Below are 13,042 nucleotides of genomic sequence, written 5' to 3'. Positions count from 1 at the left end.
TGAACGATTCACCACTTCCTCTTTGCATTCTCTCTGTGCCAGGCTGATGACGTGATATCTGCACCGCAGAATGTGACTTGCGCCCCCTCATTAAACTGAAAAGGATTGCTTCAATGTCCAATATAGGCGAAGTGCCGCTAGTGCTTTGGTACAACCAGCTCGGCATGAATGATGTTGATCGGGTGGGAGGCAAAAATGCTTCTCTGGGTGAAATGATTACCAATTTGTCTTCACTGGGTGTGTCAGTGCCAAACGGCTTTGCTACCACCTCCGATGCTTTCAATCAATTTCTGGACCAAAGTGGCGTCAACCAGCGGATTTATCAGTTGCTGGATAACACCAATATTGATGATGTTGATGAACTGGCAAAAGCCGGGAAACAGATCCGTCAGTGGATCGTTGATACCCCCTTCCAGCCGGAACTGGAGCAGGCCATTCTTGCTGCCTATCAACAACTCTCTGCCGATGACGCCGATGCCTCATTTGCCGTGCGCTCCTCGGCTACCGCAGAAGATATGCCCGACGCGTCGTTTGCCGGCCAGCAGGAGACTTTCCTGAATGTGCAGGGCATTGAGGCGGTGATGGTGGCGGTGAAACACGTTTACGCTTCATTATTTAACGATCGGGCCATCTCTTATCGTGTGCATCAGGGCTACGACCATCGTGGCGTGGCGCTCTCCACCGGGGTGCAGCGCATGGTGCGTTCTGACCTCGCTTCCTCAGGCGTGATGTTTACCATTGATACCGAATCCGGTTTTGATCAGGTGGTGTTTATCACCGCTGCTCTGGGACTGGGAGAAATGGTGGTGCAGGGCGCGGTTAACCCTGATGAATTTTACGTGCACAAACCGACGCTGGCAGCCGGTCGGCCGTCAATTGTGCGGCGCAATATGGGTTCGAAAAAAATTCGCATGGTTTATGCTGACTCGAAACAGCATGGTGAGCAAGTTCGTATCGAAGATGTGCCGCAGCAGCAGCGTGACCGTTTCTGCCTGTCCGATGACGAAGTGCAGGCGCTGGCGCAGCAGGCGGTACAAATCGAGCAACACTACCAGCGGCCGATGGATATTGAATGGGCGAAGGATGGCCATACCGGCAAGCTGTTTATCGTGCAGGCGCGCCCTGAAACCGTGCGTTCCAACGGCCAGGTGATGGAGCGCTACAGCTTACAGGGCAAAGGCAAGGTGGTGGTTGAAGGCCGTGCTATCGGCCATCGCATCGGTGCCGGTGCGGTAAAAGTGATTCACGATATCAGTGAAATGAACCGCATTGAAAAAGGCGACGTGCTGGTTACTGACATGACTGACCCGGACTGGGAACCGATCATGAAAAAGGCCTCGGCGATTGTCACCAACCGGGGCGGGCGTACCTGCCATGCGGCGATTATCGCCCGTGAGCTGGGGATTCCGGCGGTAGTGGGCTGCGGTGATGCCACTGAGCGCCTGAGTGAAGGGCATAATGTTACGGTTTCCTGTGCCGAAGGTGATACCGGCTACGTCTATGACGATCTGCTTGATTTCGACGTGACCAGTTCGCAGGTGGATAAAATGCCGGACCTGCCGCTGAAAATTATGATGAACGTCGGCAACCCGGATCGTGCCTTTGATTTCGCCTGTCTGCCGAATGAAGGTGTTGGCCTGGCGCGGCTGGAGTTTATTATTAACCGTATGATTGGCGTGCATCCCAGGGCGCTGCTGGAATTCGATCAACAGACCCCGCAACTGCAACAGCAGATTCGCGAGATGATGAAAGGTTTCGACGATCCGGTTGAATTCTATATTGCCCGCCTGACCGAAGGCATCGCCACGTTGGGCGCGGCCTTTGCACCCAAGCGGGTGATCGTGCGTCTCTCTGACTTTAAATCCAATGAGTACGCCAACCTGGTGGGCGGCGAGCGCTATGAGCCGGAAGAGGAAAACCCGATGCTCGGTTTCCGTGGTGCCGGGCGCTACGTTTCAGACAGCTTCCGCGACTGTTTTGCCCTCGAGTGCAAAGCGGTCAAGCGGGTGCGTAATGAGATGGGGCTGACCAACGTTGAGATCATGGTGCCGTTTGTACGTACCGTGGCGCAGGCGAAGGCGGTGGTCGAGGAGCTGGCACGTCAGGGGCTAAAGCGCGGCGAGGACGGTCTGAAGCTGATCATGATGTGTGAGATCCCATCAAATGCCTTACTTGCCGAGCAGTTCCTTGAGTATTTCGATGGCTTCTCGATTGGCTCTAACGATATGACTCAGTTGGCGTTAGGTCTGGATCGAGACTCCGGCGTGGTATCCGAGCTGTTTGACGAGCGCAATGAGGCGGTGAAAGCGCTGCTGTCAATGGCGATTCGCGCGGCGAAGAAGCAGGGTAAATATGTCGGCATCTGCGGCCAGGGGCCATCCGATCACGAAGATTTTGCCGCGTGGCTGATGGAAGAGGGCATCGACAGTTTGTCACTTAACCCGGATACCGTGGTACAGACCTGGCTGAGCCTGGCGCAAATTAAATAATCCCTTCCTGTAAACGCGATTAAACAGCAGCAACCTGTCGCTGCTGTTTTTTTTTGCCTGTCCATCCGCTTAAGCACAAAAAAATAAACTTCAACACGTCGCCGTGCTGTGTTGTTGATTGTCTTTACGCTCAGCCCGGAGCTTGTTAGTTATTTAAATAAAAGGATGCTTATTAATTAATAAAACAGACAGCAGACAAGGAGTCAAAATGAACAGCTATCTTCTGGCATTTAACGGTGAGCGCCGGGATCCGCTTAGTGGCGCTTATCACCTGGGAAACGGTTATCGGGCCTATAATCCTCAGTTACACCGCTTTAACGCGCCGGATAGCTGGAGTCCGTTTGGCGCAGGAGGAATTAACCCCTATATTTTTTGCGCTGGCGATCCGATTAATCGCGCCGATCCCAGTGGGCATTTTAACTGGCAGGCGGCATTGGGTATTGGTTTCAGCATTCTCGGCGTGCTGGGTGCCATTTTTACCGGCGGTAGCTCACTGGTGGCGGCAGGCAGCCTCAGTGCAGCACTGACCAGCGCGTCGCTGGCATCCCTGACGGTCGGCGGCAGCGCGCTGGTGGCCGATATGACCGCGATCGCCAGCGTGGGGTTAGCGCATCGCGATCCTCATGCTTCGGCGGTATTGGGCTGGATCTCTTTTGCCAGCGGGCTGCTCTCTTTAGCCAGTGAACTGGCTGCAGGCGTTAGTCGCATGACCACATCGCTGAATAAAACCGTCTGGGGATGGGATTCCATTCAGGACGTTAAGCTGATTGCTGAACCCAGAGATACATTGAGCCCGGTTACCATTTTTACGGATATGCATCACGGTCTGCGGCGGCTGAACGTCATGGCGCATAGCCAATTTACGGCACGAGACTTTAGCGCCAGAATCTTATTACGCAGTGGTGTGGAATTTAACGGACGCAGACTGGCGCTGGAGATTATGCAGCAGGTAAATATTAGTGAATATGGCTGCGCCAGAACCATTATTTGTCACTCCGCAGACGGTGTCGTCAGCCTTGCCGATCAATTCAGAGAGACCACAGGATTAATTACCACCGGCTTTCGCGGCAAAGTTACCAGCTACGGCGAACTGCCGTCAGATATCAGAGAGGTCTATCAGTTACAGCGTAATCCCTATCGCGCATCTACACAGAATTTGCGCTTTATTAGCCGGATAGTTGAGCATAAGGTGATCAATTACCGAAATTCACAACGCAGTTTCTCACTGTTTGATGGCGCTGGTCGTGCTTATTTCAGAATCGGAAATGGCCTGGACGATAACTACCAACCGGTGACCTTTTTCTCGCTGGAGCGAAACCGCGCATTACAGGTGGACGGTGAGCTGGGTGGATTCAGTATCTGATCTCAGTAACTGACGCTCAGTTCGGCGAAAAAAAAAGCCCATCACGTGGATGGGCAAAGACTACACACAGCAATTCGTTACTTACTCAGGGAAAAGGTTGTTGAGAAATCATGGGGTTGATTCTGAACATAGGCCTCATACTATGCAGCATCACGTAACGCGTCTTTAAGAATCCTCTCATTAGTTTAAAGCTGATAATCTTTTGTCAGGCGCAAAAGCTAAAGTCAGGATGAAAGCTGTATTAAAAGTAATCAATGGGTTGGGATTTAAGCAGGAGTGCGTTGATTCACGCTTTTACTGATAAAAGTTTCTAAATAAATTCGTCACGAAATAATTGTGTAAACGGCCAGCATTGGCTGGCCGTTTACCGGTAGTCATAAGCAGAGAGTGACTACTTTGACGGGATTTTATCCGCTTCGTGATCCGCGACAAATTCCGCCAGCTCTTCAACCACCTCCTGCGGATCTTCATCCGGCGCAGGGGCTTCATGCATCCAGACGGAAACCAGACGATAGGAGACCGCCAGCACCACCGGACCGATAAACAGGCCAATCATGCCAAAGGCGAACAGGCCACCGATAACGCCTGACAGGATCAGAATCATCGGCAGATCGGCCCCCATCCTGATCAGTACCGGGCGCAGCACATTATCCAGCGTACCGACGACACAACTCCACACCAGCAGCACGGTGCCCCAGGTGGTATCACCGCTCCAGTAAAGCCAGACGATCGCCGGAACCAGCACCAGCAGCGGGCCGAGCTGAACCAGACAGAACAGAATCATTAACACGGTTAACAGCGTGGCGTAGGGGATACCGGAGATCGCCAGGCCAATACCGCCCAGCACGCCTTGTACCAGCGCGGTAACCACCACGCCCAGCGCCACAGCACGGATCGCCTGACCGGCCAGTAATACCGCCGCATCACCACGACGCGAGGCGAGGCGGAAAGCGAAATGCCGGATGCCGTTACCCACCTGCTCACCACGCCAGTAGAGCAGCACGCTGAACAGCAGCATCAGGCCAAGGTGGATCATTAATCGACCAAAATGCCCCGCCTGAGCAACAAAGAATCCAGTGGTGCGACCGATATAAGGTTGTATCTGGGTCATCAGCGCGCCGCCGCCGCCAGCCACCAGTTTGTGATAGCTCGAAAAAAGCTTATCCCCAATCATCGGGATCTCTTTTAGCCATTCCAGCCGGGGAATCTGCATTTGCCCTGAGGTCGCCCACTGGATCACCGGCGCACTATTATCAATCAGGCTGTTAACCAACAGCGCGATGGGAATAATAAACAGTAAGATCAGAATCAACGTCATGGCGACCACCGCCAGCGAGCGGCGACCCCACAGTAAGCCTTGTAGCTTGATCATCAGCGGCCAGGTCGCAATCACCACCATGCTGGCCCAGGCAAAGCCAAGGATAAACGGCTGTACGACCCAAAAACACGCGACGATCAGCAGGGTAATGAGCATCAGCGTAAATACTATCTGCGGATAGTCGATCCCGCGTTCCAGATTTTTCATACGAAAATCAGTACCTCAAAGAATTCCTTAATGATGATAACCGTCCGGCTTCATATTGCAGGTGGCGGGGTTGTGCCCACCTTTGCAACTGAGTTATTCGGGATATCTTTTCCATAACCATGGCAACCGGTGCCACTTTGCTAATCATGATGCATTTATTCACTTTGCGACAGTGCTGGAGCAAAAAGTGATTTTACGTTTCTTGAAAAAACGGCAGGTGATAAAAAAATATGATAAAACGGATAACTCACTGATAAAAAGCAAACGCAAACGATTAACACAACATGCTGGTCACCCGATAATGATCCCACAAATTTCTCAGGCACCTGGCCTCGTTCAGCTGGTGCTGACGTTTTTGGAAGCTTTACAGCAGCAAGGCTTTACCGGCGACAGCGCTACCAGCTACGCCGACCGCCTTACCATGTCAACGGATAACAGTATTTACCAGCTGTTACCGGATGCCGTTCTTTTCCCTCGTTCCACCGCCGATGTTGCGCTGATTGCCCGCGTTGCCGCCGAGCCACGCTTTGCCAGCCTGGTGTTTACGCCGCGCGGCGGGGGAACCGGCACCAACGGCCAGTCACTGAATCAGGGCATCGTGGTCGATATGTCACGCCATATGAACCGGATTCTGGAGATCAATGCCGAAGAGGGCTGGGTCAGGGTCGAAGCCGGGGTCATTAAAGATCAGCTTAATGCTTATCTGAAACCTTACGGCTATTTCTTCTCTCCTGAGCTGTCTACCAGTAACCGCGCGACTCTCGGCGGGATGATTAATACCGATGCTTCCGGCCAGGGCTCACTGGTGTACGGTAAAACCTCCGACCATGTGCTGGGTCTGCGTGCGGTACTGCTGGGGGGCGAAATCCTTGATACCCGCGAGATGCCGGTTGAGCTGGCGGAGGTGCTGGCCGGAGAATCGTCGCCGGAAGGTGTGATTTACCGCACGGTGCTGGAACGCTGTCGCCAGCAGCGCAGTCTGATTGTTGAAAAGTTCCCGAAACTGAACCGCTTTCTTACCGGATACGACCTGCGGCATGTGCTGAGCGACGACCTGCAACGCTTTGACCTGACCCGTATTCTGTGCGGCGCTGAGGGAACGCTGGCGTTTATCAGCGAAGCGCGGCTGGATATTACGCCACTGCCGAAAGTCCGCCGTCTGGTTAATATTAAATACGATGCGTTTGACTCTGCGCTACGCAATGCGCCACTGATGGTGGAGGCGCAAGCGCTGTCGGTAGAAACCGTCGACTCAAAAGTGCTCAACCTGGCGCGTGAGGATATTGTCTGGCATTCGGTGCAGGAACTGATTACCGATGTGCCGGATCGGCAGATGCTTGGGTTGAATATTGTAGAATTCGCCGGCGATGATCAGGCGCTGATTGACGGTCAGGTCACCGCGTTGTGCCAGCGGCTGGATAGCCTGATGGCCGAACGTCAGGGTGGAGTGATTGGCTGGCAGCTGTGTCACGACCTTGACGGCATCGAGCGTATTTATGCGATGCGTAAAAAAGCCGTTGGCCTGCTGGGTAATGCTAAAGGGCGCGCCAAACCGATCCCGTTTGTCGAGGATACGGCGGTGCCGCCGGAGCAACTGGCCGATTATATTGTTGAGTTTCGCGCATTGCTCGATAGCCACAACCTGAGCTACGGTATGTTTGGCCATGTCGATGCGGGCGTGCTGCATGTGCGCCCGGCGCTGGATATGTGCGACCCTCAACAGGAGATGCTGATGAAACAGATCTCCGATGAGGTCGTCGCGCTGACCGCACGCTACGGCGGTCTGTTATGGGGCGAACACGGTAAGGGCTTCCGCGCTGAATACAGCCCGGCGTTCTTTGGCGAGACGCTGTATAACGAGCTGCGCCGTATCAAAGCGGCGTTTGATCCCGCTAACCGGCTGAATCCGGGTAAAATCTGCGCCCCTTACGGCGTTGACGATCCGATGATGAAAGTGGATGCGGATAAGCGCGGGTCTTACGATCGGCAAATCCCGGTGAATGTGCGGAGTGACTGGCGCGGAGCTATGGAGTGTAACGGTAACGGCCTGTGCTTTAACTTTGATGTGCGCAGCCCGATGTGCCCGTCAATGAAGATTACCCGCAACCGTATCCACTCGCCGAAAGGCCGTGCCACCCTGACGCGTGAATGGTTGCGCCTGCTGGCTGAGCGGGGCGTCGATCCGCTGCTGTTGGAAAGACAACTGCCGACCGCCGGTGTTAGCCTGCGCGGTCTGATTGAGCGTACTCGCAACAGCTGGCATGCGAAGAAGGGCGAGTATGATTTCTCGCATGAAGTGAAGGAGGCGATGTCTGGCTGTCTGGCCTGTAAAGCCTGCTCGACCCAGTGCCCGATCAAGATCGATGTGCCGGGCTTCCGCTCGCGTTTCCTGCAGCTGTATCACACCCGCTACCTGCGCCCGGTGAGCGATCACCTGGTCGCCAGCGTGGAAAGTTATGCGCCGTTGATGGCGCGCGCGCCAAAAACCTTTAACTTCTTCCTGAAGCAGCCGTGGCTGCGCGAGCTGAGTAAGAAGCATATCGGCATGGTCGATCTGCCGTTGCTCTCCTCGCCTACGCTGAAGCAGCAGCTGGCCGGACACCGTGCTGGTAATATCACGCTGGAAAGCCTCGAGCAGCTGAGCGCCGAACAGCGCGAGAAAACCGTGCTGGTGGTGCAGGACCCGTTCACCAGTTACTACGAAGCGCAGCTGGTGGCAGATTTTGTCCGCCTGATTGAAAAGCTTGGGTATCAACCGGTGCTGCTGCCGTTCTCCCCTAACGGCAAAGCCCAGCACATTAAAGGTTTCCTGCAACGCTTCGCCCGTACCGCACAGAAAACCGCTGACTTCCTGAATCGCGTTGCCGTACTGGGCATGCCGTTGGTCGGTGTCGATCCGGCGTTAGTGCTCTGCTACCGTGACGAATACCGTCAGGTGCTGGGCGAACAGCGCGGAGAGTTTCATGTGCAACTGGTGCATGAGTGGCTGTCAACCGCGCTCGATCGTCGCGAAACGTCTGTTGCCAGTGGCGAAGCCTGGTATCTGTTTGGTCACTGTACTGAAGTTACCGCGCTGCCAGCCACGCCGAACCAGTGGCAGGGAATTTTTGCCCGCTTTGGTGCGAAACTGGAAAACATCAGCGTGGGCTGCTGCGGTATGGCAGGCACCTACGGTCATGAAACTAAAAATCTTGATAACTCGTTGGGAATTTATGAGCTGTCATGGCATCCGGCGTTACAGAAGTTACCGCGACAGCGCTGTCTGGCGACCGGCTACTCTTGTCGCAGCCAGGTCAAGCGGATCGAAGGTAACGGAATGCGCCATCCTCTGCAGGCGCTGCTGGAGATGATTTAATGGCAATATGGCAACGCGAGGCGACGCTGGAACAACTGAATCAGCGCAGCGCGGATTGTATGGTCGGGCATCTCGGGATTCGCTTTATCGCCCTCAATGATGACAGCCTCGAAGCGGTGATGCCGGTGGATCAGCGCACCACTCAGCCATTTGGTCTGCTGCACGGCGGTGCATCCGCGTTGCTGGCAGAGACGCTGGGTTCAATGGCGGGTTATCTTTGTACTTGCGGGGAGCAGCAGGTGGTTGGGCTGGAGATTAATGCCAACCATCTGCGCTCTGCGCGCGAAGGTGAGGTGCGCGGCGTCTGCCGCGCGCTGCATCTTGGCCGTTCGCACCAGGTGTGGCAAATTGAGATTTTTGATCGGCAGCAGCGCTTGTGTTGCATATCCCGGCTAACGACCTCAGTAATAACGGCCAAACCTGAGCAGCGTTGATGTTTTCGCTTAGTGCGACTTCATACCCGCTGCCGTCATCATCAGGCGAAACAGCGTAGCCACCAGGCCCAGGGCCAGCACGCTGCCGCCATAAATTACCACCAGCCATAACACACGTTTCCACCAGCGGCTGACGGGCTGAGTTTGACTCTGTTCCATCGCTTACCTCCATAATATTCAGTTGTGTTCCACCACCCGGGTGGAACACAGAACAACAATCAGTGATAGCCTTCGTCCGGCGTGATTTTTCCGCGGAACACGTAGTAGCTCCAGAAGGTATACACCAGAATCACCGGGATAATCAGCAGGCCGCCGACCAGCATAAAGCCCTGGCTTTGTGGCGGTGACGCTGCCTGCCAGATCGTGATGTGCGGCGGAATGATATTTGGCCAGATGCTGATACCTAAACCGGTAAAGCCGAGGAACACCAGCGCCAGCGTCAGCAGAAACGGCGCATAGTGGGCATGACGCTTCAGCGCGCGCAGCAGTGCCCATGAGACCGCCAGCACCAGGACCGGAACCGGCAGGAACCAGAACAGATTTGGCAGACTGAACCAGCGCTGCATAATGTCGGCATGCTCCAGCGGCGTCCAGATACTGACAATGGCGATAATCGCCAACAGCGTCAGCAGCAGTGGCTTCGCCAGCGCGGTCATCTTACGATGCAGTTCTTTCTCGGTTTTCATGATCAGCCAGGTGCTACCCAGCAGCGCATAGGCCACCACCAGGCCCAGGCCGCAGAACAGCGCAAAGGGCGTTAACCAGACCAGTGCCGGTCCGCTATAGGTACGGTTGGTCACTTCCAGTCCGTTAATCAGAGTACCAAGCACCACGCCCTGGCTGAACGTCGCGACAATCGAACCGACGATAAATGATTTATCCCAGAACGGACGATGCTCCGGGGTGGCTTTAAAGCGAAACTCAAACGCCACGCCACGGAAAATCAGGCCGATCAGCATCACCGTTAGCGGTACCGTCAGCGCATCAAGAATCACTGCATAGGCCAGCGGAAAAGCGCCATACAGCGCTGCACCGCCCAGCACCAGCCAGGTCTCGTTACCATCCCAGACCGGCGCAACGGTATTGACCATCATATCGCGCTCAACAGCATCCTTATTAAATGGAAACAGGATGCCGATACCGAGATCAAAACCATCCATCACGATATACATCAGGGTGGAAAAGATAATGATGGTAAACCAGATAATTGACAGATCGACACCCATCTTATTTTTTCTCCTGTGAAGCGCTTAAGTTTTCCTGCACCGCAGACAGTGGGCGGGAAGCGGTATGGGAAGTACCCGGGCCGCCTTCTGGCGTATGTCCACCTTCACCTGACTGTGGGCCTTTCTTAATCAGTTTGACCAGGTAGAGATAGCCGACGCCAAACACCGACATATACACGACGATAAACGCCAGCAGGCTGAGGCTCATATGCATATCGCCGTGGGCAGAAACCGCATCTTTGGTACGCATCAGTCCATAAACTACCCATGGCTGACGGCCAATTTCCGTGGTAAACCAGCCTGCGAGAATGGCGATCAGCCCGGACGGCCCCATTAACAGGGTAAACCACAGGAACGGACGCGAGCTGTAAAGACGGTTGCGGAAGCGCAGCCACAGGCTGACGACTCCCAGCAGCACCATCAGCATGCCGAGACCGGCCATAATGCGGAACGACCAGAAGATAATGGTGGAGTTCGGACGATCTTCTTTGGGAAAGCTTTTCAGCGCCGGCACCTGCTGGTGCAGGCTGTGGGTCAGGATCAGGCTACCGAGATAAGGTATTTCCAGCGCGTAGCGGGTTTTTTCCTGCTCCATATCCGGCAGGCCAAACAGTATCAGCGGCGTCGGTTCATCAGCCGGATTTTCCCAGTGTCCCTCAATCGCGGCAATTTTAGCCGGTTGATATTTCAGCGTGTTCAGGCCGTGCATATCACCGAGCATCGCCTGGATTGGCGAAACGATCAGTGCCATCCACAGCGCCATTGACAACATTTTGCGAATGGCTGGCGTGTCGTTTTTACGCAGCAGATGCCAGGCTGCCGATGCACCGACAAAGAAGGCGCTGGCGAGGAAGGCGGCGGTTGCCATATGCATCAGGCGGTACGGAAACGACGGGTTAAATACGATGGCCATCCAGTCAACCGGGATAACCACGCCATCCTGAATTGCGTAGCCCTGCGGGGTTTGCATCCAGCTGTTCGACGCCAGAATCCAGAAGGTGGAAATAATGGTGCCGAGCGCCACCATGCAGGTCGCAAAGAAGTGCAGGCCACGACCAACGCGGTTCCAGCCAAACAGCATCACGCCAAGAAAACCGGCCTCGAGGAAGAAGGCCGTCAGTACTTCATAGGTCAGCAGCGGCCCGGTAATGCTGCCGGCAAACTGCGAAAATCCACTCCAGTTGGTGCCGAACTGGTAGGCCATTACCAGCCCGGAAACTACGCCCATACCGAAGTTAACGGCGAAAATTTTCGACCAGAAGTGATAAAGGTCGCGATAGACCTCATTTTTGCTTTTCAGCCACAGACCTTCGAGCACGGCAAGGTAACTTGCCAGCCCGATGGTAATAGCCGGGAAAATAATATGGAAGGAGACGGTAAAAGCGAATTGAATCCTTGCCAGGTGAAACGCATCTAATCCAAACATTGCATGCCCCTGTCTTACTCAAACTTTATTAGTTTTTTTATTCGTCGTTCATGAGCAAAGTGCCAGGATTTATTTCCCCGCGCTTTGCAGCTGAACGGCAATATCAACGCAAAAAGGATGTTACGCCTGAGATAAGGTAAGAAACAGGATCAGTCGTGGCACCTGGGGATATAACAGCCATGATAATTGTGATGATATGTTTTCCGTCTTTGTTAATCCCGGGATCGGGTTTGTTAAATTAACGCGCGAGATTGATAACGGCATGTAAGCGCGAGGTTTTTTTTCGGGCTGCGCGGGATTGCCGCGCCGCGATTAATCGCAAGCCGATCTGTCATTAAGCCAAATCTGGCAATGTAGACTGGGAGAGTTATTCAACAGTTAAGTGACAGGCGTGACAATAAACGGCGATTTTAGTTGTTTAAACTCAGGCGGTAAGCATTTTCGATAGCGGAATTTAAATCAGGCAGGCGAGAGAGGGTACGGCAGAAGAGTAATATACATTATACAGTGAAGTGATAATTCAGCGGAGTTAATACCGGCTAAACCTTTATTTGTAAATTTAACATTTTATAATAATATTTTGATACCTTAAGAAACATTTGCTTACTTTCATCTTGCCGGAGAGTAGATGTTGTTTGTCCGGGATCAATGCAGGAACGAAAATGTTGACGCGGGCGGCGAAATCGTCGCCCTGCAGAAAAGTAACCGGCATGAGCTGCTGACGGCTCCCAAACCGTGGAGAAAAAGCCATTCTACATATTGTTCCACGAAGCGTGCTTTACGAAATCACTCTGTAACACTGTGGCTTTATCCCACTCGCCGCTCAATGCCAGCTGATGGCACAAACGGGTCAGGGTGTGCCTGGCCAGCTGCCACGCCTGCATACGAAATAACCGATCTCGCTCATTATTGACCATTTCTGTCACTAACCGGTGATGTAATTTACCTAAAGCGTGCAGATAGCTTTGATCATCGCCGTTGAGTTGGCATAATTCAGCCATGTCTAAACAGGTGTCGTTAAATTTGCGTAGCTGATCGAGTGAGCAGTCCGGACGGTTGAGTTTTGCTTGCGCCATATAAAAGTCAACCGTGATGTCACGTACTGAAAATTTGTATTCGTCAATTTTGTACTGCAGCCAGGCACTCATCGAGACATTCATGCAATCACCTAATTACGGTAATGATAATCATTATCATATTATAATGCCTGGAATGTTCAAGAGA

9 protein-coding genes are annotated in these 13,042 nt (G+C 53.6%); 4 read left to right on the top strand and 5 right to left on the bottom strand.

What is annotated here, in order from left to right; all coding sequences use genetic code 11:
- The first annotated feature begins 113 nt into the window (after positions 1–113).
- Complete coding sequence (ppsA, locus tag ACP3TC_RS11425) at positions 114–2,489, top strand: phosphoenolpyruvate synthase (protein ID WP_426816478.1); 2,376 nt, start codon at positions 114–116, stop codon at positions 2,487–2,489.
- Between the two features lie 208 nt (positions 2,490–2,697).
- Entirely contained in the window at positions 2,698–3,852 is a 1,155-nt protein-coding gene (locus ACP3TC_RS11420; protein ID WP_313857319.1) for an RHS repeat-associated core domain-containing protein, read from the top strand.
- A gap of 391 nt (positions 3,853–4,243) precedes the next feature.
- On the opposite strand, the gene ydiK is transcribed toward ACP3TC_RS11420, so the two are convergent.
- Entirely contained in the window at positions 4,244–5,377 is a 1,134-nt protein-coding gene (ydiK, locus tag ACP3TC_RS11415; protein ID WP_313857321.1) for an AI-2E family transporter YdiK, read from the bottom strand.
- A 301-nt stretch (positions 5,378–5,678) separates the two neighbouring features.
- Between ydiK and ydiJ the strand changes: the two genes are divergently transcribed.
- Both ydiJ and ACP3TC_RS11405 read left to right on the top strand, forming a co-directional pair.
- Complete coding sequence (ydiJ, locus tag ACP3TC_RS11410; RefSeq protein ID WP_313857324.1) at positions 5,679–8,732, top strand: D-2-hydroxyglutarate dehydrogenase YdiJ; 3,054 nt, start codon at positions 5,679–5,681, stop codon at positions 8,730–8,732.
- Positions 8,732–9,166 carry a hotdog fold thioesterase gene (locus ACP3TC_RS11405; protein ID WP_426816477.1) on the top strand — a complete coding sequence of 145 codons (435 nt, stop codon included), beginning with the start codon at positions 8,732–8,734 and terminating at the stop codon, positions 9,164–9,166. The genes ydiJ and ACP3TC_RS11405 overlap by 1 nt, the downstream gene beginning before the upstream one ends.
- A gap of 9 nt (positions 9,167–9,175) precedes the next feature.
- On the opposite strand, the gene ACP3TC_RS11400 is transcribed toward ACP3TC_RS11405, so the two are convergent.
- From ACP3TC_RS11400 to ACP3TC_RS11385, 4 genes are all read right to left on the bottom strand, one after another.
- The gene (locus tag ACP3TC_RS11400; protein ID WP_313857326.1) at positions 9,176–9,325 is read right to left on the bottom strand and encodes a DUF2474 domain-containing protein; all 150 of its coding nucleotides are present in this window, start codon (positions 9,323–9,325) and stop codon (positions 9,176–9,178) included.
- A gap of 59 nt (positions 9,326–9,384) precedes the next feature.
- Complete coding sequence (cydB, locus tag ACP3TC_RS11395; RefSeq protein ID WP_313857327.1) at positions 9,385–10,392, bottom strand: cytochrome d ubiquinol oxidase subunit II; 1,008 nt, start codon at positions 10,390–10,392, stop codon at positions 9,385–9,387.
- 1 nt (position 10,393) lies between these two features.
- Positions 10,394–11,818: a cytochrome ubiquinol oxidase subunit I gene (locus tag ACP3TC_RS11390; protein ID WP_313857328.1), complete on the bottom strand. Its 1,425-nt coding sequence runs from the start codon at positions 11,816–11,818 to the stop codon at positions 10,394–10,396.
- Positions 11,819–12,570: 752 nt separating this feature from the next.
- Positions 12,571–12,978, bottom strand: coding sequence for a hypothetical protein (locus ACP3TC_RS11385; RefSeq protein ID WP_313857329.1), 408 nt, complete (start codon positions 12,976–12,978; stop codon positions 12,571–12,573).
- Positions 12,979–13,042 lie beyond the last annotated feature (64 nt).

Origin of the sequence: Winslowiella sp. 2C04, assembly GCF_050037805.1 — a bacterium.
Taxonomy (GTDB): Bacteria; Pseudomonadota; Gammaproteobacteria; order Enterobacterales; family Enterobacteriaceae; genus Erwinia; species Erwinia toletana_A.
The sequence above is the reverse complement of the archived record's forward strand: the minus strand, read 5'-3'. Positions and strand labels throughout refer to the sequence as shown.

Coding starts and splice junctions, on each gene's coding strand:
- ACP3TC_RS11405 (WP_426816477.1), top strand. CDS start 8,732: ATGGCAATATGGCAACGCGAGGCGACGCTGGAACAACTGAATCAGCGC.
- ACP3TC_RS11420 (WP_313857319.1), top strand. CDS start 2,698: ATGAACAGCTATCTTCTGGCATTTAACGGTGAGCGCCGGGATCCGCTT.
- ACP3TC_RS11400 (WP_313857326.1), bottom strand. CDS start 9,325: ATGGAACAGAGTCAAACTCAGCCCGTCAGCCGCTGGTGGAAACGTGTG.
- ydiJ (WP_313857324.1), top strand. CDS start 5,679: ATGATCCCACAAATTTCTCAGGCACCTGGCCTCGTTCAGCTGGTGCTG.
- ACP3TC_RS11385 (WP_313857329.1), bottom strand. CDS start 12,978: ATGAATGTCTCGATGAGTGCCTGGCTGCAGTACAAAATTGACGAATAC.
- ydiK (WP_313857321.1), bottom strand. CDS start 5,377: ATGAAAAATCTGGAACGCGGGATCGACTATCCGCAGATAGTATTTACG.
- cydB (WP_313857327.1), bottom strand. CDS start 10,392: ATGGGTGTCGATCTGTCAATTATCTGGTTTACCATCATTATCTTTTCC.
- ACP3TC_RS11390 (WP_313857328.1), bottom strand. CDS start 11,818: ATGTTTGGATTAGATGCGTTTCACCTGGCAAGGATTCAATTCGCTTTT.
- ppsA (WP_426816478.1), top strand. CDS start 114: ATGTCCAATATAGGCGAAGTGCCGCTAGTGCTTTGGTACAACCAGCTC.